This is a genomic window from Streptomyces sp. NPDC101110, assembly GCF_044759525.1.
Lineage (GTDB): Bacteria > Actinomycetota > Actinomycetes > Streptomycetales > Streptomycetaceae > Streptomyces.
The window spans coordinates 352,875-373,552 of the sequence record NZ_JBIVZM010000004.1; the positions used below are offsets into that span (position 1 = coordinate 352,875).

The window sequence follows — 20,678 nt, forward strand, 5'->3', positions numbered from 1 at the left end:
TTTTCGGGTGCGGTGTGCCGGGGCCGGGTGGTGCCGGTCGGGAGAAGGCGGTACGAGGTGCGCCGGGGCTCAAGCGCCGCTCAGGCCGCGCAGAAGCCGGGCGATCAACCGGGCGTCCGGCAGCCGGCGCGCCCACCGGCGCAGGTTGAACAGGGCGCGGCGGTCCTTGGGCGGCCACATCCGGAGCGCGAACTTCTCCAGGAAAAGGGCCAGTTCCTCGTCCTCGTCGGCCGCGACCAGCCAGTCGCACAGCAGGCGCCAGGCCTGGCCCGAGTGGGCCGGGTCGATCAGCGCGCGCTGCCACAGCAGCAGCAGCGTCTCCTCGCCCCCGGGGTCCTCCATCGCCTGGTGCGCGAGCGTGGGGCGGGACGGCAGCTCGGGTCCCGCAGCCAGGGGGCCGAGGACCAGCAGGGTGCGGACCGCGTGGCGCGGCAGGTGCCCGTCGCCCGCTCGGATCCACCGGCCGAGCGCCTCACCGACGGGTGCCGCGCCGCCCCCGGCGAGGAACAGCGCCGCGGTCGAGTAGGCGACGGACGCGTAGGGGTCGAGCGCGGGCCGGCCGCCCAGCCCTTGCAGGGCCCGCAGGGTGCCCGGCACGTCCTGGGTCCCCACCTGCGTCCCGTAGGCCCGTGCGGCGCTGTCCTGGAGCTGCGGGCTGGGGCTGCCGGACCAGTCCCGCACCTGACGGGCGACCTGGGCCGTGATCCGGGGGTCGTCGGCGGCCATCGCCACCGACAGCGCCATGGCGGCGTAGCGGCGGTCGCGCACCGACGGGCTGCGCGCCCAGTCCTTCACCACGTCCCGGTATACGCTGTCGAAGTCGTGCCGGAGCAGATGGCCGACGATCACGGCGGCCCGGGCGCCGACCCGTTCAAGACGGTCGTCGGCCAGAGCCCGCAGCCAGGCGACCAGCGGGTCGCGCAGCCAGCCGAATCCGTGCCAGATCACCTCGATGACCGCCGGCATCAAGTCCGGGTCCGTGAGCCGGGCACGGCGCGGGTTGTCGGACAGATGGGCTCCGGCCTCGGCGGCGATGCCCATGCCCGGCGCGACCAGCCGGTCCAGGTCCAGCTCGAAGACGGGCCGGGCGGGCGCCGACTCCCGGTACTCGGCGCGCAGCATCTCCGCGCTGAGCCGCGTGCCCATCCGCAGGACGTCGGACAGCGGCAGTTCGTGGCCGAGGACGTAGGAGATCCGCACGGCCTGGTGGTGCGTCTCGGCCTCCGAGGCGGACGGTTCCCCCTCGGTGTCCTGTGTCTCCGACAGCTTCAGAAACCGTCTGGCGAGGCTGCGCAAGTCCTCGTGAGGGGTGTCGAGAAGGACGTCCAGGGCGTCCTCGGTGCCGTGCAGGCACGCGGCGATGTTCCGGGCGAAGGACGTGATCCAGTCGATCGAGCGGGCGGCGTCGAGTTTGGCGCCCACCCGTGCGTCGTCCAGCACCCCGTCCGCGAACCGGCGCAGCCGTGCCCGTTCGCAGCGGTCGCGGTCGGTGCACCGGGTGCGGTGCGCCTCCAGCACGGACCGCAGGTGCGCGTCCAGCACCGGCCGCGGGTCGGGGCGCAGGTGCCGGACGGCGTAGGGGGCCGGGAGGTCGTCGTCGGTCCGGGTGTCCTCGACGACCAGGACCACGTACGTCCCATGCGCACGGGCGAGCAGGCTCAGCGCCTGGAGCGTGCTCCGGCCGGGGCGCCGGCCGCCCAGACCGACCAGCACGCCCTCCCCCCGCTCCAGGCAGCGCCGGGCCTGTGCGATCAGGGCCTGGAGCAGGTCGGCGTCGGCACTGTGCAGGACGGAGACCCGGTCGCTGCCGCACCGGTCGGCCAGCAGGAAGGTGCCTGTGTCCTCCCGTCCGCTGCCCGACCGCCCGACCAGGGCGACGAGGTGGTGCTCGCGCAGCGTTTCGGCCATCTGGTCCTGGTGCGGGACGGGGTGGTGCAGCTGGTGCAGCCGGGCCGTCTCCCCGGCGTCGAGGCGTATGCGGTGGAGTTCGGCGGCTTTGGCCGTACCGACGTTCAGCGTGTAGGCGTCGCCGCCGAAGGCCATGGCGTTGTTGAACGCCTCGTGGAAGGTGGCGACGGACACGGTCTCGGCCCGGAAGTGGTCCTCCGCGTCGTGGGCCCGCGGCCCGGGCTTCCGGGGCCGGTCGTCGTCCGGCGGGGAGTCGGCCTGCTCGCCGGGCTCTTCGTCGCTCCGCCCCTCGTCGTTCCGGCCCTCGTCGTCCCGGCCGTCGTCCGCGCTGGGACCGGTCGCTTCGCGGGTGTCCTCCGGCGCGCCGGCGTCCGCGGCGGGCGGTTCCTCGTGGCCGGGTGGCGACGCGTCCGATCTCGGCTCGGAGGCGGGTTCCGGGGCCGGGGCGCCGGGTGCGGGGAGGTCGTCGGTCGTGCTCATGGGCGTTCCTCGTCGTCTTCCTCGGGGCCAAGGTTGTACGTGTTGGCCGTGTTGCCGTTGCCGCCGAAGTTGGCCGAGCCGTGGTCGAAGCGCTCGATGTGGTACGTGGCTCCGCCGCTCTCGCCCTGGGGGCGGCGCGGGCGCCTGCGGCGCAGATCGGGAACCGCCTTGTGGACCGCCTCGAAGAGTGGCGGGAAGTCGATGTGTTCCTGGTGCGGCCGGAAGAACACGCACTGGCGGCTGCTCAGATCGCGGATCTCGACGGGGAGTTCGGACGCGTGCGGCATCTCCGCGCCGTCGACCAGGACCGGGAGGACGCGGATGCCCCAGGCGAACGCCAGGGCGATCTCCTTGCGGACCCAGTCCTCCGGGTCGTCGATGCAGCGGCGGCCGGCATCGTCCGTCGCCGTCGCCCACCGCTGGCCCATGACCGCGATCAGCAGGTCGCACTTGCGCAGGGCTCCCGTGATCTCGTCGGGGAAGTGCGCGCCCTTGCCGATCGACCGCTGGTCCCGGAACACCTCCCGCTCGCCGAACTCGTCCCGGAGCGCCGTGTCGAGGTGCGGACCGGTCGTACCGGTGTCGGCACGGCGGAAGTTGACGAAGAGACGGGGAGCCATGCTGTTCCTCGTTTCGTGAGAGGGCGCGCACCCGGCAGGCCCGGGTGGGCTGGACCGATGCCCGGAGTCGTCTGCTCCGCGGGCGAGTTGGAGAAGGGCCGCCGACGCGGCGCCGACGGTGGGTAAATCCGACATTTTCAGCCGCCGTACGGACGGTCAACGCGTTGCCTGTTGACACTTCCGGTGCCAACAGGACACAGGCGACCGGGGCGGTCGTCGGAGGCCGCCCGGGCGGCTGTCGCGGCCCGGGCGCGGTGGTGCGGGGAGCCTCAGGTCGTCCGGGCCCCGCGCAGACTCGCGGCGATGACCGGCAGGATGTCGCGGACCGCGGGATGTTTCCGCCGGGTGGCCAGCGACGACCTCAGCTGCCGCAAGTCGGCCCGTACGGTGGCGGAGTCGGTGGTCCGCACGTCCTCGGCGACGGACCGGGCCACCGCGCAGGCCCGGTCGACCTCGTCGGCGTCCGCGAGGGCGAGGGCCAGCCGGGCGCCGTGCCGGGCCCGGGCCCGCAGGGCGTGCGGGGCGATGGTGTCCTGGCCCGCGTCGAGCAGGGTGACGGCGGCCTCGGACTCGCCGAGTTCCCGCAGGCACCAGGCCGCGACGAAGGCGGCGAGGTCGGGGAGATGGGTGCTGCCCAGGGCGGGGGACTCGTCCGTCTGCGTCCGGGCGGCGTCCACGAGTCCGGCCCCCCGGTCGAGGGCGCGCAGACACTGCGTCTCGCTGCCCATGAGCGCGTACCCCTGGGCCTCGCGCTGCGCGGCCAGTTCCCTGGTGCGCAGGCCGCGGGCCTGCCGGCCGGCCGCCTCCGCCAGTTCCACGGTGGTCTGCGCGTCCCCCGCGTAGAGGGCGAGTTCGGCCCGGCGCAGCAGCGTGTACGCGGCCATCTCGTGATCGCCGCACGAGGCGGCCAGCTGTGCGGCCTGCTCGGTCCACCAGCGGGCGGCCCGGTCGTCGCCCGCCTCCTGCCACATCCAGCCCGTGTACTCGGCGAAGCGCGCGGCGAGCCGGAGCACGGCGGCCCGGCCGGCGGGCGCGGCGCCATGGGCGAGTCCGCGAAGCGCCCCGGTGGCCGTGCTGCTGAGCGGGATCACGAGGGCGGGGCCTGAGCACTGGCCGAGCCGGCGGTACTCGTCGAACACGGCGTGGAACACGGGGAGCGACGCCTCCACCGAGACGGCTTCCCGGCTGCCCGGCGTGACGGCCCAGTGCGCCACGACGGCGGAGGCGTGGCCGTCCGCCAGTGCCTCGGGGTCGCTGGCCGTGAAGGTGCTCTCGCCGTCGGCGGACACACGCAGCGACCAGGGGACGCCGTCGCCGCCGGGCGAGGCGGGACGCTCCTCACGCGCCGGCGCGGCGGCGGGCAGCAGGGCGAGGAGCGCGCCGTCGGCGCGCAGTTTGGCGTCGCAGGCGCGGGCCAGTTCCAGGCTGGGATTGCGGTGGCCCCGCTCAATCTTGCTCAGGTGCGACCTCGTCGCATGGACGAGCCGTTCCATGTCGGTCAGCGATTTCCCGGATTCGTTCCTTCGCCGGCGAAGTTCCTCACCGAACGTCGGGGTCTGTGCTGACATGGTGGCTCCCCCGCCTCGTGCCAATCGACGCTCGAGTTTGACACACCTTGCTGCAAGATCATCTATTTAGTGCAGATATGCAAAAACCAGTGGCTCATGTGTTCTATGTCTGAAATCTTCGTTCGAATCATTTCGGCGTTCTCAGGCATTCTGGACCCATGAGCAACGAGGGAGGGCCCGCGCCCCGCCGCCCCCGCGTACGCGCCCCCGAACTCCGCGGCAAGGGCGGCTGCTGAACACGGGCGGTCACCAGTACACCCTCGCCGACCTGCGAGGACGCATCGTCATCCTGGATTTCTGCCCAGCGACGCAGTGCTCGCCGGAGACGACATCGTGGTCGTGGAGTCGGCCCGCCACCGTCTGACGCGGCTGCGGCTGCCGGAGGAGGCCGTGAAGGTCCCGGGCGTGGCCCACCGCGCGCGACGGGAGTCGACGGAAGTCGCTCCCGGACGGCTTGAGTTGGACCTGCTCTTCCAGGCTCCGGCGGGTCGGAAGCTGGTCACCCGCTACGGCCCCTCGACCCGTCTCCTCGTCTCGGCCACCCCGCCGGAGCCGCTGCGCGGCGGCGAGGGCGCGGGAACCGGTCTCTCCCGCACCCTCGAACTCGACCCGGACGTACCGGAGGGCGTGCTGCATGTCTCCGCGACGGCCGCCTCTTGCGACGACGACCCGGACAACGAGTAACCGGCTAGCCATGTACTCCAGCAGGACCGGGGGTGTACCCGTCCGTCTCAGCGAAGTGGGGGCGTACCGGTTTCCGCCGGTGCCGGCCGGTACGGACGCCTGACCACCCCGGACGTCACACGCCGTATCCGTCGCTGTAGCCGTCGCGGCGGTGGTGGACCGCCGGGTCCTCGACGACGCCGGGCGTCGTCGGGGGCACCACCACGCGCCGGCGCCTGGCGATGCTGCTGAACGTGGTGACGCCGATCAGTCCGACGATCATCAGAATGATGCCGACCAGGTCGAGGTTGACCCCCTGCATGTCCCAGTCGGTCGCGAACGTGAGGATGGCTCCCACGGCGATGAGGATGATGCATCCGCCGAGGCCCATGTCTGTCGCCTCCCTGTACGGTCCGGTCGTTCCGGTCCCGGAACACCGGGTACCCCCGAGGCGAACACCCATGCGGTGACGACCCGTTCTACCTCTCCAGGAACGCGGTCAGCGCGTTCGCGAGCAGGAACGGATCGTCGGCACCGCACAGTTCGCGGGCGCTGTGCATGGACAGGATGGCCACGCCGATGTCGACCGTCCGGATGCCGTGCCGGGCGGCGGTGATCGGGCCGATCGTGGTGCCGCAGGGCATGGAGTTGTTGGAGACGAACGACTGGAAGGGCACGTCGGCCGCCTCGCAGGCCGCCGTGAACTCCGCGCGGCCCGAACCGTCCGTGGCGTAGCGGTTGTTGACGTTGACCTTGAGGATCGGGCCGCCGTTGACGCGCGGGTGATGCGTCGGGTCGTGCCGCTCCGCGTAGTTGGGGTGGACGGCGTGGCCCGTGTCGGAGGACAGGCAGACCGTGCCGGCGAAGGCGCGGGCCCGGTCCTCGTAGGAGCCGCCGCGGGCGAACACCGAGCGTTCCAGCACGTTGCCGAGCAGCGGTCCGTCCGCACCGGTGTCCGACTGGGAGCCGTTCTCCTCGTGGTCGAAGGCGGCCAGGACCGGGATGGACGCCGGCTGCGACGAGGAGGAGGCGACGGCCGCGAGGGCGGCGGTGCCGGCGTGCACCGACAGGAGGTTGTCCATGCGCGGCCCGGCCAGCAGCTCGCGGTCGCGGCCCAGATAGGCGGGCGGCTCCACGGAGTGGGTCATCAGGTCCCAGCCGGTGACCTCGCCCGCCGGGATGCCTGCCGTCTCCTCCAGGAAGGCGATCAGGTCGCCGTCGCGCACGTCACGGCCGAGGCCCCACACCGGCTGCATGTGTCGCTGTTTGTCGAGCTTGAGGCCGTCGGCGGTGACCGAGCGGTCCAGGTGGATGGCGAGCTGCGGGACGCGCAGCAGCGGCCGGTCCACGTTCACCAGGCGCGTCGAGCCGTCGCGCAGGGTCAGGCGGCCGGCGATGCCGAGGTCACGGTCGAGCCAGGAGTTGAGCAGCGGTCCGCCGTAGATCTCCACGGCCACCTGGCGCCAGCCGTGCGCCCCGGTGTCGGGGAGCGGCTTGACGCGCAGGTTGGGGGAGTCGGTGTGGGCGCCGACGATCCGGAACGGCGTGTGCGGCGCGGCGCCCTCCGGCACGTACCAGGCGACGATCGCGCCGCCGCGCAGGACGTACTTGCCGCCGCTCGTCCCGTCCCAGGCGTCCGTCTCGGCGACCTGCCTGAAGCCCGCCTTCTCCAGCCGCTCGGCGGCCGTGGCCACGGCGTGGTACGGCGAGGGGCTCGCCGCCAGGAAGGTCATGAGGTCGTCGGTGTGGCCGCGGTCGAAGCGGGCTCGTTCGGTCATGGGTTCACTTTAACGACGGACGAGGGCCCGTTCCCCGGGTAAGGGAACGGGCCCTCGTACAGAGGACGTGAAGGATCAGAACGCGGCCTCGTCCAGCTCCATCAGGTCCAGCTCGACACCCTCGGCGATCTTGCGGGCCAGGGTGACGCCCGGCAGGACGTTGGCGGCGAAGAACTTCGCGGCGGCGATCTTGCCGGTGTAGAAGGCCTTGTCCTTGGCGGAGGCCGTCTCCAGCTTCTCGGCGGCGACCGCGGCACCCCTGAGCAGCAGGTAGCCGACGACGACGTCACCGGAGGCCATCAGCAGGCGGGTGCTGTTGAGGCCCACCTTGTAAATGTTCTTGACGTCCTGCTCGGTGGCGGCGAGGTCGGTGAGCATCAGGCCCACGATGGCCTCCAGCTCGACGGCGGCCTTGGCGAGGTGCTCGCGGGCACCGGCCAGCTCCTCGCCGCCCGTGCCGAGGGCGAGGAACTTCTTGATGTCCTCGGCGAGGGAGTTCAGCGCGGCGCCCTGGTTGCGGACGATCTTCCGGAAGAAGAAGTCCTGGCCCTGGATGGCCGTGGTGCCCTCGTAGAGGGTGTCGATCTTGGAGTCCCGGATGTACTGCTCGATCGGGTACTCCTGGAGGAAGCCGGAGCCTCCGAAGGTCTGCAGCGACTGGGCGAGCTGCTCGTAGCCCTTCTCGGAGCCGTAGCCCTTGACGATGGGCAGGAGCAGGTCGTTCAGGGCCTCCAGGGCGGAGATGTCCTCGCCGGCGGCCTCCTTGACCTGGATCTCGTCCTGGATGGAGGCGGTGTGGAGCACCAGGGCGCGCATGCCCTCGGCGTACGCCTTCTGCGTCATGAGCGAGCGGCGCACGTCGGGGTGGTGGGTGATGGTGACCTTGGGCGCGGTCTTGTCCATGAAGTTCGCCAGGTCGGGGCCCTGGACGCGCTCCTTGGCGTACTCCAGGGCGTTGAGGTAGCCCGTGGAGAGCGTGGAGATCGCCTTCGTGCCGACCATCATGCGGGCGAACTCGATGATGCGGAACATCTGGCGGATGCCGTCGTGCTTGTCGCCGATCAGCCAGCCCTTGGCGGGGTGCTGGTCGCCGAAGGTCATCTCGCAGGTGTTGGAGGCCTTCAGGCCCATCTTGTGCTCGACGTTCGTGGCGTAGACGCCGTTGCGCTCGCCCAGCTCGCCGGTCTCGAAGTCGAAGAGGTACTTCGGGACGAGGAAGAGGGACAGGCCCTTGGTGCCGGGGCCGGCGCCCTCGGGGCGGGCCAGCACGTAGTGGAGGATGTTCTCCGACATGTCGTGCTCACCGGAGGTGATGAAGCGCTTCACGCCCTCGATGTGCCAGGAGCCGTCCTCCTGCTGCACGGCCTTGGTGCGGCCGGCGCCCACGTCGGAGCCCGCGTCGGGCTCCGTGAGGACCATGGTGGAGCCCCACTGCTTCTCCGTGGCGACCTTGGCTATGTGCTTCTGGACCTCGTTGCCCTCCTCGAAGAGGATGCCGGCGAAGGCCGGGCCCGAGGAGTACATCCACACGGCCGGGTTGGCGCCCAGGATCAGCTCGGCGTAGGCCCAGATCAGGGAGCGGGGCGAGGTGGTGCCGCCGATCTCCTCGGGGAGGCCGAGCCGCCAGTACTCGGAGTCCATGAAGGCCTGGTAGCTCTTCTTGAAGGACGCCGGGACCGGGGCGGTGTTGGTCTCCGGGTCGAAGACCGGCGGGTTGCGGTCGGCGTCGATGAAGGACTCGGCCAGCTCGTTCTCCGAGAGGCGGGTCAGCTCCTCCAGGATGCTCTTCGCGGTCTCGACGTCCATCTCCTCGAACGGACCGGTGCCGTACACCTTGTCCCGACCGAGTACCTCGAAGAGGTTGAACTCGATGTCGCGGAGATTCGACTTGTAGTGCCCCATGGCGACGGCTCCCGGCTCCGTAGAGAGATCGGCGAGGCACTGGATCCTCGCGCTAGTTCACGTACCAACAAGTAGCTACGATGATGCTACCCGTCGGTAATAAGAAGCAACCCCGAACCCGTCATCTGTGACAGGTCACACCGGAGCGGTCAGTTCCGCGGTGTGGCCGTCCGTCGCGCCGCCCGACATCGTCGCCGGCCGCCGGTCGTGCCCGTCGCCGAAGACGCCGTCGTCCTCCAGGGAGAGGCCGCTCAGGTTCCGCACGCCGGCGGCGTGGCCGTCGTGCAGGTGCGCCCGGCGGCCCGGGTAGCAGCCCGGGAAGATGCTGGTGAACGTGGCCCGGCCGCCGTCGTCCGTCTCCCGCACGCCCCGCAGATAGTTCTCGTCGGTGACGCCCTCGAGTACACGGAGTAGGCGCCCGGTCGCACTGCCAGAGGTAGACGGCGGCGCCCTTCTTCGGTGCCCCGCAGCCGGAGGCCGCGCCCACCACCGTCAGGCTGATCGTCAGCGGCACGCCCTCGGAGGTGCCGCACCCGGCCGTCTCCTCGGGGATCTCCGCGCACCCCGCGGGCGAGGACGGGGAGGTCGCGGGAGAGGCCCCCGTCGGGTGCGGGCGGGCCCTCCTCGACGCGTGCGTTCATAGGCCGACGCCAGAAGCACCGGCCGCCGCGCTCCACGCGGCCGGCGCTGTCGACTCGCTGTCGGTTCTCCGGACCGGCCGTACCGGCCCGCCCGCCGGTCCGCTCTCGGTACGCTTGCGCTCATGTACGGCTACGACCAGACAGCGGGCCCGCAAGGGCAGTACGCCCCTCCGCAGCAGCCGATGTCCGGCGGATACGGGCAGCAGCCACCGCTGTACCCCGAGCCGTCCCCGCCCTCCCTGACGGACGCGGTACGCGCCTTCACCACGGGGCAGATGGCCGCCGAGGACTTCCAGCAGGTCTTCGCGACGTCGAAGGTCTACTGCCCGCGCGGCGACAACCCCGGCTTCCTCGCCCTGCACAACACGCAGCAGCCAGTGATCCCGATGTTCAGCACGCTCAAGGAGCTGCGCCGGTACGCGGGCAAGGAGTCCAAGTACTTCGTGATCACCGGCGCCGAGGTGCTGGACCTGCTGCCGACCGGCTACGGCTTCGTCCTCGACATGGAGGGCGAGCACCGCATGGTCTTCGACGCGAAGGCCGTGGAGCAGATGGTCGAGTTCGCGATGCGCCGGATGTACGGCTAGGACCTGTCGCCTGGATCAAGGCGGCCGGGGCCGGCCCCGGTCACTTCGGCAGGCGCAGCGCCAGGCCGTCCAGGACGACCTCAAGGCCGTAGGCGAACTTGTCGTCGCGCAGCTTCGCGGGCTCGGAGGCCTGTGCACTGGTCTCCGGCCCGGCGGCCGCCAGGTGGTCGTAGCCGGCCGAGGCCTGCTGGGCCGCGGGCAGCAGCCGGGCCACGAACTCCGACTCGCTCTCGCCGGAGCGGGCGACCGTGGTGAGCCACGCCGCCTCGGTCGTGCTCATGCCGATGACGTACGAGAAGACCGCGTCGATCGCCCGGCTCGGCTCCGGGAATCCGGCGGCGGTGAACAGGGCCGCCAGCCGTTCCGAGAAGTTCATGTAGTTGGGGCCGAGGTAGGCGAGCCCCGCCTGCCCCAGCACCAGGGTCAGCCAGGGGTGCCGTAGCGCCGTCGTGCGGAAGGACCCGGCCGCCTCGGTCACGGCCGCGCGCCAGTCGGGGGCACCCGCCCGCGGGACGTGGATCTCGGCGGCGACCTCGTCCACCGCGAGCTCCATCAGCTCGTCCTTGGTCGCCACATGCCGGTAGAGCGAGGTCGCACCCGCGTTCAGGCGCGCGCCGAGCTTGCGCATGGAGAGCGCCTCGACGCCGTCCGCGTCGAGCATCGCGATCGCCTCGCGGACGATCGCGTCCCGGCTGAGCGCGGGCTGGTCGGTGCGGCGCTGCTCGCGGGTCCATACGGACGGGATCGGGTTCTTGTCCTTCGTCCTGCTCATCGGGGTTCCTCCTGTTGAACCTCTTCGTGCGAACAGCGTGCGCAATCAGCGTACAGAACTCAAGGGTTGCGCACACCGTTCCGTCCTGCGTACAGTGTTCGCATCGAAGGAACGGTGTTCGCACGAACGTTGTTCGCAGGAGGGGAAGAGGAAATGGACGCTCGCAATCCACGGCGCTGGTGGATCCTGATCGTGCTGTGCCTCAGCACGCTGGTCCTGGTCGTCGACAACATGGCGCTGACGGTCGCGGTGCCCGCCCTGACCGAGGACCTCGGCGCGAGCGCCCAGGCCATGCAGTGGATCCTCGACTCCTACACCCTGGTCTTCGCCGGGCTGCTGCTGACCTCCGGCAGTCTGGGGGACCGGTTCGGGCGCCGGAGGGTGATGCTGATCGGGCTGCTGCTGTTCGGGGCGGCCTCGCTGGGGGCGGTCTTCAGCTCCACTCCGGGTGAGCTGATCGCGGTGCGGATCGCGATGGGCGTCGGCGGGGCGCTGATCATGCCGTCGACCCTGTCGATCCTGATCACCGTCTTCGACGAGGGCGAGCGCCCCAAGGCCATGGCCGCGTGGGGCTCGGTGTCGATGCTCGGGCTTGTGGGCAGCCCGGTGCTGGGTGGTGTGCTGATCGATCACTTCGCCTGGCAGGCGATCTTCCTGATCAATGTGCCGATCGTCGGGCTCGCGCTGCTCGCCGGTGTGCTGCTGATGCCGGAGTCGAAGGCGCCGTGGCAGAAGCCGGACCCGCTGGGCGCGGTGCTGTCGGCGGTGGGCATGACGGCCCTGGTGTGGTGGATCATCGAGATCCCGCAGCACGGTGCGTTCGAAGGCCGCTCCCTGGTCGTCCTGGCCGTCGCGGTGCTCGCCCTGGCCGGCTTCGTGACCTGGCAGAACGTGACCCCCTCGCCGATGGTCCCGCTGGTCCTGTTCAAGCACCGCAACTTCAGCGGCGGTTCGCTCTCCCTGGCGCTCGTCCAGATCGGCAACGCAGGCCTGTTGCTGGTGCTGACCCAGTACCTCCAGTTCGTCCTCGGCTGGTCCGCCGTCAAGGCCGGCCTCGCCTTCCTGCCGCTGGCCGTCGCCGCGCTGGCCGGCAACGCGGCCGGGGCGCAGCTCGCCGTGAAGTTCGGCAACCGGTTCGTCATCCTCGGCGGGATGCTGCTGATGGCCGCCTCCTTCGCCCTGCTGACCACCCTCACCGCCGACAGCGGTTTCACCGTCCCGGCGGTGGCGCTGGGAATCCTGGGCCTCGGTGCCGGTCTGGCGATGCCGGCCGCGGTGGCCGCGCTGATGGGCACCATCCCGGAGGACAAGGCGGGCGTCGGCTCCGCCCTCAACGACACCATCCAGCAGTCCGGCACCGCCCTCGGCATCGCGATCCTCGGCTCCCTGCTCGCCTCCGGCTACACCGGCGAGATGCCGGCCGGCGCGCCGGAGCGGGCCCGGGAGTCCATCGGCGGGGCGCTGACGGTGGCGGGCGGTGACGCGGGTCTGGTGCGGGCGGCCCGGGAAGCCTTCACCGCCTCGATGTCGACGACCTTCACGATCAGCGCGCTCGGGGTCCTGGCCGCGGCGGTCGTGGCCACGCTGGTCATGCGGGACCGCAAGGCGCCCGCCCCGGCCGGCGCCATGGGCGAGGAGCGCGAGCTGGCCGCCTGACCTGCCCCGGACACCGAAGGCCGTCACCCCGCAGCGGGGTGACGGCCTTTCGCCGTGCCGGTCTCCCGTGGTTCGCTGCGCCGTCCCCCGGGTGGGGAATGCCCTCCCGGTTTTCTCTGTTGGGGGTGGCAGGAAGTTCAACGCTCAACTAAACTGGGCGTACACGAGGAGGAACCGACATGCCTGCAGTGACCGTCGAGAACCCGTTGACGCTGCCCCGCGTGACCACGCCGGCCGACGCCGTGGCACGTCCCGTGCTCGCCGTCACGACCGCTCCGAGCGGTTTCGAGGGCGAGGGCTTCCCGGTGCGCCGGGCGTTCGCGGGGATCAACTACCGCCACCTCGACCCGTTCATCATGATGGACCAGATGGGCGAGGTGGAGTACGCGCCGGGCGAGCCCAAGGGCACGCCGTGGCACCCCCACCGCGGTTTCGAGACCGTCACCTACATCATCGACGGCATCTTCGACCACCAGGACTCCAACGGCGGTGGCGGCACCATCACCAACGGCGACACGCAGTGGATGACCGCGGGCTCGGGCCTGCTGCACATCGAGGCCCCACCCGAGCACCTCGTCGTCTCCGGCGGGCTCTTCCACGGCCTCCAGCTGTGGGTGAACCTGCCGGCCAAGGACAAGATGATGGCCCCGCGCTACCAGGACATCCGCGGCGGCACGGTCCAGCTGCTCAGCACCCCCGACGGTGGCGCGCTGCTGCGTGTCATCGCCGGTGAGCTGGACGGGCACGCGGGCCCCGGCATCACGCACACCCCGATCACGATGGTCCACGCGACCATCGCGCCGGGTGCCGAGGTCACGCTGCCGTGGCGCGAGGACTTCAACGGACTGGCGTACGTCCTGGCCGGGCGCGGCAGCGTCGGACCCGAGCGCCGCCCGGTCCACATGGGACAGACGGCCGTCTTCGGCGCCGGTTCCTCGCTGACCGTCCGCGCGGACGAGAAGCAGGACTCGCACACCCCCGACCTCGAAGTCGTCCTGCTCGGCGGACAGCCCATCCGTGAGCCGATGGCCCACTACGGCCCGTTCGTCATGAACACCAAGGACGAGCTCATGCAGGCCTTCGAGGACTTCCAGAAGGGTCGGCTGGGCACGATTCCGGCCGTGCACGGCATGACCGCGGGCGGTCCTCAGGGCTGACGCGGCACGGGGCGGCTGACGCCCCGTCACCCTGGCGGGCCTCCCTGGCGGGACGGCCCGCCCGGGGCGTGGTCGGCTGGGCATGTGCAGGCCGCCACCCCGCTGCTCCCCGAACCCGTCCGGCGATTCGCCGCCTGGTGCGCCGTGCTGCTGCTCGGCGCCGGCGTCGTCTACGTCGGGATCCGGCTGGTCGTGGAGTTCCGGACCGCCGTCGTGCCCGTGCTGCTCGCGCTGCTCGGGACGGCGCTGCTCGGGCCGCTGCACCGGCGGCTGGTGAAGGCCGGGGTGCACCGGTCGGTCGCGGCCGGGCTGACCTGTGTCGCGGTGGTCGCCGTGGTCGGCGGTGCCGTGTACATCGTGGTCGCCGCGCTCATCGACACCGGCGACGAGATCGTCGCCTCCCTCAAGGAGGCCGCCCGGGGCGTCTCCGAGCACTTCGGGGCGGCCGGCACCTCGCTGGGCGACCTCGCCTCCAACGCCCGTGAACTGCTGGGCAAGTTCGGCGGCACGGCCGCATCCGGCGTGATCAGCGGCGTCAGCGTGGTCGGCGAGTCCATCGCCATGGCCGTCCTCGCACTGCTGCTCGTCTTCTTCTTCCTGCGCGACTCCGACAAGGCCGCCGGGACGCTGCGCTCCTTGTCGCCCCGCGGGGCGGCCGACACCCTGGTGGCCATGGCGCGGCGGGCCCTGAGGGCAGTCGAGGGGTTCATGCGCGGCACCACCCTCATCGCCCTCATCGACGCGCTGTGCATCACCGTCGGGCTGCTCGTCCTGGACGTGCCCGGTGCGGCCGGGCTGGGCGCGCTGGTCTTCGTCGGCGCCTACATCCCCTACCTCGGCGCGTTCATCTCCGGGGCCCTGGCCGTGCTGGTCGCACTCGCCGACCGGGGGTTCGTCATCGCGCTGTGGGTACTCGGCGTGGTCCTCGCCGTGCAGGTGCTGGAGGGGCACGTGCTCCAGCCGATGATCCAGAGCCGGACCGTGCAGATGCACCCGGCGGTGGTGATGGTGACGATCACGGCCGGGGCGTCCGTAGCCGGCGTCCTCGGCATGCTGCTCGCCGTCCCGCTCACCGCCGCCGCCTTCGGCGTCGTCCAGGAACTGCGCACGCGCTACGAAGACCAGGAGCCGTCACCGGAACAGGAGCCGTGACCGGCCACGGCCGCCGGGAGCCGCCGTCCTGTCATGCGCCGTGGCCGCTACGGCGACCAGGACCCGTCGCCCGTGCCGTCCATGGACTCGTGGAGCTCGAACCAGATGCTCTTGCCCTCGCCGCGCGGCTCCACCCCCCAGGCGTGGGCGAGCAGTTCGATCAGCACCAGGCCCCGGCCGGAGGACGCCAGCTCCCCGGGCCTGCGCCGGTGCGGCAGGTCGTCACCGGCGTCCGTGACCTCGATCCGCAGCCGCCGCCCGCCCACCTCGCCCGTCATCTCGGCGACCAGCAGCGCGTCGGAGTCGGTGTGCACGAGGACGTTCGTCAGCAGCTCGGACAGCAGCAGCACCGCCGAGTCGACCTGGTCGCGTGAGATCCAGTCGTGCAGCAGCTCGCGCAGCTGTTGCCGGGCCACCGCGACCCGCTCGGGCTCGGCCTGCGCCACGGTCAGCACCGAGCGCCGCACCGGAGGCCGTACGGTCATCGCGTCACCGCAGCCGCAGCCCCCGCCCTCCCGGCTCAGCAGCAGCATCGCGATGTCGTCCTCGCGGCGGTCCGCCAGCGGGCCGGTGGTGTGGTGCGAGGACGGCCCGTGCACCGCCTGCACCAGGGTGTCGGCGAGTTCCTCCAGATCGCCCTTGTGCTCCTCAAGGATCACGCGCAGCCGCCGCCAGCCGGTCTCCAGGTCGTGGCCGCCGGTTTCGAGCAGGCCGTCCGTGCAGATCAGCATGGTCTCGCCGGGCTCCAGGGTGAGCCGCGTGGTGGGGTAGTCGGCGTCCGGGTCGATGCCCAGCGGCAGGCCCCCCGACGTCGGCCGGGTCAGAACCGTGCCGTCGGCCAGCCGGATCGCCGGGTCCGGATGCCCCGCACGGGCGATGTCCAGCACCCCGGACGCCGGGTCGACCTCGACGTACACACAGGTCGCGAAGCGCGGGTCGGTCGGGTCCTCGTCGCTGATGCCGTGCAGGAAGCGGGAGGCGCGCGACAGCACCGCGTCCGGGCGGTGGCCCTCCGAGGCGTAGGCCCGCAGGGCGATCCGCAGCTGGCCCATCAGCCCCGCCGCCCGCACGTCATGGCCCTGCACATCACCGATGACCAGCGCGAACCGTCCGCTGGGCAGCGGGATCACGTCGTACCAGTCGCCGCCGACCTGGAGTCCGCCGCCGGTGGGGACGTAGCGGGCCGCCACGCTCATGCCGGGGATGCGCTGCGGTCCGAGCCTCGGCAGCATCGTGCGCTGGAGCCCGTCGGTCAGTGCCCGCTCGCTCTCGGCCACACCCGCCCGCGTCAGGGCCTGTGCCAGCATCCGCGCCACCGTCGCCAGCACCGACCGTTCGTCCGGGGTGAACGCCACCGGGTAGGTGAACGCCGCCATCCACGCGCCCATCGTCCGGCCGGCCACCGTCAGCGGCAGGAACGCCCAGGAACGGCGGCCGAAGCGCTCGGCGAGGGGCCAGGTCAGCGGATAGCGGGCCTTGTACTGCTCGGCGGACGACAGGTAGACGGCCCGGCCGGTCCGCACCACCTCGGCGGCCGGGTAGTCCGTGTCCAGCGGCATGTCCGAGAACGGGCTCTCGGTGCCGTGCTGCTGGCCGTGGTGGCCGATGATCGTCAGCCGGTCGCCCGACACCCCGAACACCGCGAGACCGTCCGGCGAGAAGCCGGGCATCGACAGATTTGCGGTGACCCGCAGGACCTCCTGGGTGGAGCGTGCCTCGGCCAGTGCCCGGCCCGCGTCCAGCAGGAACGCCTCCCGGGAGCGCCGCCAGTCCCCGGTCACCGCGCTGCGCCCGGCCGGAGTGCCCGGCGTCGGCTCGGTGACCTCCTGGAGGGTGCCGATCAACCGGTACGCCTTGCGGGCCCGGTCGAACGACGGCTTGGAGCGGCTGCGGACGACCCGGACGACCCGGCCCAGCTCGTCCATGATCCGGATCCGGACCTCGGCGAGGGTTCCCTCGGCCACGGCCAGCTGGATCACGCCGGTGATCTCGTTCCAGTCCACCGGGTGCAGCCGGGCCCGGGCCTGGGCCTCCGTGAGGCTGACCTGTTCGGCGGGCAGCCCGAGCAACCGGGCGGCCTCGGCATCGACCGTGACCAGCCCGGTGGCGGTGTCCCAGTGCCACAGGCCGGTCGCGAGGGCGGCGAGGGCCTCCCCCACGGCGGGCAGAGGCTCGCCAGTGCGCATTGCCCTACTTTAAGAAGACGCGCTCGAACGCTGCCACCGATAGCGGATGGGTTCCCGAACCACGGTGATCGCGTACTCGATCCATAACTGTGGAGAGCCGATCTTCGCCTGCCCGGTACGCTGGGGAGGCGTTTCACGTGAAACACAGACCCCGATCAGCGAAGACTGGATGAACGACGATGCATCGGTACAGGTCCCACACCTGCGGCGAGCTCCGCTCCTCTGACGTCGGCAGCGACGTCCGGCTGAGTGGCTGGCTGCACAATCGGCGCGACCTGGGCGGCATCCTCTTCATCGATCTGCGCGATCACTACGGCATCACGCAGCTCGTGGCCCGTCCCGGCACCCCCGCCTACGAGGCCCTCGACAAGCTCTCCAAGGAGTCGACCGTCCGCGTCGACGGCAAGGTCGTCTCCCGGGGCGCCGAGAACATCAACCCCGAGCTGCCGACCGGTGAGGTCGAGGTCGAGGTGGGTGAGGTCGAGCTGCTCGGCGCCGCCGCCCCGCTGCCGTTCACGATCAACACCGAGGACGGGGTCAACGAGGAACGGCGCCTGGAGTACCGCTTCCTGGACCTGCGCCGCGAGCGCATGCACAAGAACATCCTGCTGCGCACCTCGGTCATCTCGGCGATCCGTCACAAGATGACGGCGCTGGGCTTCAACGAGATGGCGACGCCGATCCTGTCCGCGACCTCCCCCGAGGGCGCCCGCGACTTCGTCGTCCCCTCCCGCCTGAACCCGGGCAAGTTCTACGCCCTGCCCCAGGCGCCGCAGCAGTTCAAGCAGCTGCTGATGATCTCCGGCTTCGACCGGTACTTCCAGATCGCGCCCTGCTTCCGTGACGAGGACGCGCGCGCCGACCGCTCGCCGGGCGAGTTCTACCAGCTCGACATCGAGATGAGCTTCGTCGAGCAGGAGGACGTCTTCCAGCCCGTCGAGAAGCTCATGACCGAGCTGTTCGAGGAGTTCGGCGGCGGCCGCCACGTCACCTCGCCGTTCCCGCGGATCCCGTTCCGCGAGGCGATGCTGAAGTACGGCTCCGACAAGCCCGACCTGCGCGCCCAGCTCGAGCTCGTCGACATCACCGACATCTTCGAGGGCTCGGAGTTCAAGGCGTTCGCCGGCAAGCATGTGCGCGCCCTGCCGGTGCCGGACGTCTCCGGCCAGCCCCGCAAGTTCTTCGACCAGCTCGGCGACTACGCCGTCTCGCAGGGTGCCAAGGGCCTGGCCTGGGTCCGCGTCGCCGAGGACGGCTCGCTGTCCGGCCCGATCGCGAAGTTCCTCACCGAGGAGAACGTCGCCGAGCTGACCAAGCGCCTGTCGCTGTCGGCCGGTCACGCGGTCTTCTTCGGCGCGGGCGAGTTCGACGAGGTCTCCAAGATCATGGGCGCCGTCCGGGTCGAGGCCGCCAAGCGCTCCGGACACTTCGAGGAGAACGTCTTCCGGTTCTGCTGGATCGTCGACTTCCCGATGTACGAGAAGGACGAGGAGACGGGCGCGATCGACTTCTCGCACAACCCGTTCTCCATGCCGCAGGGCGGCCTGGAGGCCCTTCAGACCCAGGACCCGCTGGACATCCTCGGCTGGCAGTACGACATCGTCTGCAACGGCGTCGAGCTGTCCTCGGGCGCGATCCGGAACCACGAGCCGGAGATCATGCTCAAGGCCTTCGAGATCGCCGGCTACGACCGGGAAACCGTCGAGGAGAAGTTCGCGGGCATGCTGCGCGCCTTCCGCTTCGGCGCCCCGCCGCACGGCGGCATCGCCCCGGGCGTCGACCGCATCGTCATGCTGCTCGCCGACGAGCCCAACATCCGCGAGACCATCGCCTTCCCGCTCAACGGCAACGCCCAGGACCTGATGATGGGCGCGCCGACGGAGCTGGAGGAGGCCCGGCTGAAGGAGCTGCACCTTTCGGTGCGCAAGCCGCAGCCCAAGTAGCCGATCGCGTTCTCCTGAACGCCTGTGAGTGGCTCGGAACCGGCGCCGGTTCCGAGCCACTTCCGTATCCAAGGCTCTCACCCAGCTCTCAAGAACGGGGGCATATGGACGAGCGTGAGGATGAGCTTCTGGCCGATGAGCTTGCTGCTCTGGCTGCCGCTGTCGGGGCCTGGGGTGGCTTGACTCGCTTCGTGGCCAAGCTCATGAGGAAGAACGTGCACGAGATCGACCTGGTCGCAGCCCTGCCGTTCGAGGAGACCGTCGAGCGCGTTGCCGCCGTGCTCGAACGGGCAGGGCGAAGGGTCGGCTCAGCGCCGGGACCCGGTAAGGATCAACGGACGATCCGTGTCGTCGTCGGCGGTGGCGCCGGCGGCATGAACCCGGTGGTCGTCACCGCCCGGGTGACCAAGGGCGGAGCGGCCCACTCGGAGGTCAGGCTCCGTGCAGCCGCCAAGGAGGGCTTGATCAGGCAACGGGCGGGCGAGCGGACCGCTACCCGTCTTGCGGCGATGCTGGACACTTGGACCGTGTCGTAGCAAGCCCCCGTCACATCCTCGCCCTTGTCGGCATCGCCGCACCATCGGCGACGCGATTCAAGCGATCAATCAGGTATCGGTTCCCAACGCCTGCCGTGCGGCGACCTGGAACGCGACCTCCAGGGGCTTCTTGGCCTTGAACCCGGCCATGAATTGCCGGTCGTGCTCCGCGAGACTCCCAGTACCCTGCTGGACCGCGGCTTGAAGCCAGATGCCGGTCACCAGCTCCCACTGCCTCAGAGCTTCTCGCAGCTCCTCAGCGGCCGCAGCCACGGTGTGCGGACCGGCCATCGTGACCGCCGCTGAAGCGGCACTGAACTGAGTCCAGGCGTCGTGCACGCTGCGGCGGGCACTTTCCCAGTCCTCGACACCGCTTTCGCCGTGAAGCAGATCGGACGCCTTCCAGACGGCATTGGAGAGTTGCTTCGCGCAGGTGACAAAGTGTGTATAGGTCTCGCGGCGCAGATCCGCGAGCCAACGCCTCTCCTCAGCACGATGCTGAGCATCCAGACTTCGGAGCTGGGTGCTGAGGGTGAGCAGCCCTCCGCCGACACCGCCGACAGCACCGATCGCTGCACCAAGTATCGCTGCAACACCGGCGTCCACTTGGCGCGCCCCTCTCGTTGATCAAGCCGTTCCACCCCGTCGCGTCCCGACTCAACTCGCCTATCCGGCCATGTCGGTGGGAATACGGTTCGGTGTCCCGTGTCGACCGCGTAGGACCCCCGGGCCGAGACAAAGCCGCCCCGGTGACTCCTCTACCCCGCCACGAACTGCGTCAGGATCGCCTGGACCTCGTAGATGTCGACGCCCTTGGTGAAGGTCTTCTCGATGGGGGTCGGGGTGCCGGAGATCCAGATCTTCAGCTCGGCGTCGAGGTCGAAGGTGCCGGCCGTTTCCACCGCGAAGTGGGTGATGCTGCGGTACGGGACCGAGTGGTACTCCACCTTCTTGCCGGTGATGCCCTGCTTGTCGATCAGGATGAGGCGGCGGTCGGTGAAGAGGATCGTGTCGCGGATCAGCAGGAACGCGGCGTGGACCTGCTCGCCGTGGCCGAGGAGGCGGGCGTAGTCCTGCTGGGCGGACTGCGGGCTGACGGTGTGTGCGTTGCCGAAGAGTGCCATGTGTT

The 20,678-nt window shown here is 70.9% G+C and carries 17 protein-coding genes and 1 pseudogene; 7 read left to right on the top strand and 11 right to left on the bottom strand.

Annotation, left to right across the window (positions count from 1 at the left end; genetic code table 11):
• Window positions 1-69: 69 nt before the first annotated feature.
• The 3 genes from ACIQU3_RS10950 to ACIQU3_RS10960 all read right to left on the bottom strand — a co-directional run bounded on the left by ACIQU3_RS10950 (window position 70) and on the right by ACIQU3_RS10960 (window position 4,576).
• Window positions 70-2,388, bottom strand: coding sequence for a hypothetical protein (locus ACIQU3_RS10950; RefSeq protein WP_403735230.1), 2,319 nt, complete (start codon window positions 2,386-2,388; stop codon window positions 70-72).
• The gene (locus ACIQU3_RS10955) at window positions 2,385-3,008 is read right to left on the bottom strand and encodes a toll/interleukin-1 receptor domain-containing protein (protein ID WP_403735226.1); all 624 of its coding nucleotides are present in this window, start codon (window positions 3,006-3,008) and stop codon (window positions 2,385-2,387) included. Before ACIQU3_RS10955 ends, ACIQU3_RS10950 begins: the two co-directional genes overlap by 4 nt.
• Before the next feature lie 269 nt (window positions 3,009-3,277).
• Window positions 3,278-4,576 (bottom strand): helix-turn-helix domain-containing protein, encoded by a 1,299-nt coding sequence (locus tag ACIQU3_RS10960; RefSeq protein ID WP_403735223.1) that lies wholly within the window; start codon window positions 4,574-4,576, stop codon window positions 3,278-3,280.
• A 300-nt stretch (window positions 4,577-4,876) separates the two neighbouring features.
• Between ACIQU3_RS10960 and ACIQU3_RS10965 the strand changes: the two are divergent.
• Window positions 4,877-5,363: pseudogene (locus tag ACIQU3_RS10965) on the top strand (alkyl hydroperoxide reductase); the annotation flags it as partial.
• Window positions 5,364-5,375: 12 nt separating this feature from the next.
• Here the strand turns inward: ACIQU3_RS10965 and ACIQU3_RS10970 are convergent.
• From ACIQU3_RS10970 to ACIQU3_RS10985, 4 genes are all read right to left on the bottom strand, one after another.
• Window positions 5,376-5,630, bottom strand: coding sequence for a DUF6458 family protein (locus tag ACIQU3_RS10970; protein WP_030846811.1), 255 nt, complete (start codon window positions 5,628-5,630; stop codon window positions 5,376-5,378).
• Window positions 5,631-5,718: 88 nt separating this feature from the next.
• Complete coding sequence (locus ACIQU3_RS10975; protein WP_403924455.1) at window positions 5,719-7,017, bottom strand: M18 family aminopeptidase; 1,299 nt, start codon at window positions 7,015-7,017, stop codon at window positions 5,719-5,721.
• Window positions 7,018-7,092: 75 nt separating this feature from the next.
• Window positions 7,093-8,919, bottom strand: a complete 1,827-nt coding sequence (locus ACIQU3_RS10980) for an acyl-CoA dehydrogenase (protein WP_403735215.1) — start codon at window positions 8,917-8,919, stop codon at window positions 7,093-7,095.
• A 135-nt stretch (window positions 8,920-9,054) separates the two neighbouring features.
• Window positions 9,055-9,285, bottom strand: coding sequence for a hypothetical protein (locus tag ACIQU3_RS10985; protein WP_403924458.1), 231 nt, complete (start codon window positions 9,283-9,285; stop codon window positions 9,055-9,057).
• A 397-nt stretch (window positions 9,286-9,682) separates the two neighbouring features.
• Here ACIQU3_RS10985 and ACIQU3_RS10990 point away from each other — a divergent pair, with 397 nt between their 5' ends.
• A complete protein-coding gene (locus tag ACIQU3_RS10990; protein WP_030846788.1) occupies window positions 9,683-10,147 on the top strand; it encodes an SseB family protein in 465 nt (154 codons plus the stop codon).
• Window positions 10,148-10,187: 40 nt separating this feature from the next.
• Here ACIQU3_RS10990 and ACIQU3_RS10995 read toward each other — a convergent pair whose 3' ends face one another.
• Window positions 10,188-10,919: a TetR/AcrR family transcriptional regulator C-terminal domain-containing protein gene (locus ACIQU3_RS10995; protein ID WP_403735208.1), complete on the bottom strand. Its 732-nt coding sequence runs from the start codon at window positions 10,917-10,919 to the stop codon at window positions 10,188-10,190.
• A 153-nt stretch (window positions 10,920-11,072) separates the two neighbouring features.
• Between ACIQU3_RS10995 and ACIQU3_RS11000 the strand changes: the two genes are divergently transcribed.
• The 3 genes from ACIQU3_RS11000 (at window position 11,073) to ACIQU3_RS11010 (ending at window position 14,884) form a co-directional block, all read left to right on the top strand.
• Window positions 11,073-12,575: an MFS transporter gene (locus ACIQU3_RS11000; RefSeq protein ID WP_403735204.1), complete on the top strand. Its 1,503-nt coding sequence runs from the start codon at window positions 11,073-11,075 to the stop codon at window positions 12,573-12,575.
• 179 nt (window positions 12,576-12,754) lie between these two features.
• Window positions 12,755-13,732, top strand: coding sequence for a pirin family protein (locus ACIQU3_RS11005; RefSeq protein WP_403735201.1), 978 nt, complete (start codon window positions 12,755-12,757; stop codon window positions 13,730-13,732).
• Window positions 13,733-13,816: 84 nt separating this feature from the next.
• Complete coding sequence (locus ACIQU3_RS11010; protein ID WP_403735198.1) at window positions 13,817-14,884, top strand: AI-2E family transporter; 1,068 nt, start codon at window positions 13,817-13,819, stop codon at window positions 14,882-14,884.
• Window positions 14,885-14,931: 47 nt separating this feature from the next.
• On the opposite strand, the gene ACIQU3_RS11015 is transcribed toward ACIQU3_RS11010, so the two are convergent.
• Window positions 14,932-17,070, bottom strand: a complete 2,139-nt coding sequence (locus ACIQU3_RS11015; RefSeq protein WP_403924461.1) for a SpoIIE family protein phosphatase — start codon at window positions 17,068-17,070, stop codon at window positions 14,932-14,934.
• 179 nt (window positions 17,071-17,249) lie between these two features.
• Here ACIQU3_RS11015 and aspS point away from each other — a divergent pair, with 179 nt between their 5' ends.
• Complete coding sequence (aspS, locus tag ACIQU3_RS11020) at window positions 17,250-19,013, top strand: aspartate--tRNA ligase (protein WP_403924464.1); 1,764 nt, start codon at window positions 17,250-17,252, stop codon at window positions 19,011-19,013.
• A gap of 104 nt (window positions 19,014-19,117) precedes the next feature.
• On the top strand, window positions 19,118-19,549 hold the full coding sequence (locus tag ACIQU3_RS11025) for a hypothetical protein (RefSeq protein ID WP_403924467.1): 432 nt from the start codon (window positions 19,118-19,120) through the stop codon (window positions 19,547-19,549).
• Between the two features lie 69 nt (window positions 19,550-19,618).
• On the opposite strand, the gene ACIQU3_RS11030 is transcribed toward ACIQU3_RS11025, so the two are convergent.
• Both ACIQU3_RS11030 and ACIQU3_RS11035 read right to left on the bottom strand, forming a co-directional pair.
• Window positions 19,619-20,155 carry a hypothetical protein gene (locus ACIQU3_RS11030; RefSeq protein ID WP_403735182.1) on the bottom strand — a complete coding sequence of 179 codons (537 nt, stop codon included), beginning with the start codon at window positions 20,153-20,155 and terminating at the stop codon, window positions 19,619-19,621.
• Window positions 20,156-20,307: 152 nt separating this feature from the next.
• Window positions 20,308-20,673, bottom strand: a complete 366-nt coding sequence (locus tag ACIQU3_RS11035) for a PH domain-containing protein (protein ID WP_403735179.1) — start codon at window positions 20,671-20,673, stop codon at window positions 20,308-20,310.
• Window positions 20,674-20,678: the final 5 nt, after the last annotated feature.

Coding starts and splice junctions, on each gene's coding strand:
- ACIQU3_RS10990 (WP_030846788.1), top strand. CDS start 9,683: ATGTACGGCTACGACCAGACAGCGGGCCCGCAAGGGCAGTACGCCCCT.
- ACIQU3_RS11015 (WP_403924461.1), bottom strand. CDS start 17,070: ATGCGCACTGGCGAGCCTCTGCCCGCCGTGGGGGAGGCCCTCGCCGCC.
- ACIQU3_RS10980 (WP_403735215.1), bottom strand. CDS start 8,919: ATGGGGCACTACAAGTCGAATCTCCGCGACATCGAGTTCAACCTCTTC.
- ACIQU3_RS11035 (WP_403735179.1), bottom strand. CDS start 20,673: ATGGCACTCTTCGGCAACGCACACACCGTCAGCCCGCAGTCCGCCCAG.
- aspS (WP_403924464.1), top strand. CDS start 17,250: ATGCATCGGTACAGGTCCCACACCTGCGGCGAGCTCCGCTCCTCTGAC.
- ACIQU3_RS10960 (WP_403735223.1), bottom strand. CDS start 4,576: ATGTCAGCACAGACCCCGACGTTCGGTGAGGAACTTCGCCGGCGAAGG.
- ACIQU3_RS10955 (WP_403735226.1), bottom strand. CDS start 3,008: ATGGCTCCCCGTCTCTTCGTCAACTTCCGCCGTGCCGACACCGGTACG.
- ACIQU3_RS10950 (WP_403735230.1), bottom strand. CDS start 2,388: ATGAGCACGACCGACGACCTCCCCGCACCCGGCGCCCCGGCCCCGGAA.
- ACIQU3_RS10995 (WP_403735208.1), bottom strand. CDS start 10,919: ATGAGCAGGACGAAGGACAAGAACCCGATCCCGTCCGTATGGACCCGC.
- ACIQU3_RS11005 (WP_403735201.1), top strand. CDS start 12,755: ATGCCTGCAGTGACCGTCGAGAACCCGTTGACGCTGCCCCGCGTGACC.
- ACIQU3_RS11025 (WP_403924467.1), top strand. CDS start 19,118: ATGGACGAGCGTGAGGATGAGCTTCTGGCCGATGAGCTTGCTGCTCTG.
- ACIQU3_RS11000 (WP_403735204.1), top strand. CDS start 11,073: ATGGACGCTCGCAATCCACGGCGCTGGTGGATCCTGATCGTGCTGTGC.
- ACIQU3_RS10970 (WP_030846811.1), bottom strand. CDS start 5,630: ATGGGCCTCGGCGGATGCATCATCCTCATCGCCGTGGGAGCCATCCTC.
- ACIQU3_RS10975 (WP_403924455.1), bottom strand. CDS start 7,017: ATGACCGAACGAGCCCGCTTCGACCGCGGCCACACCGACGACCTCATG.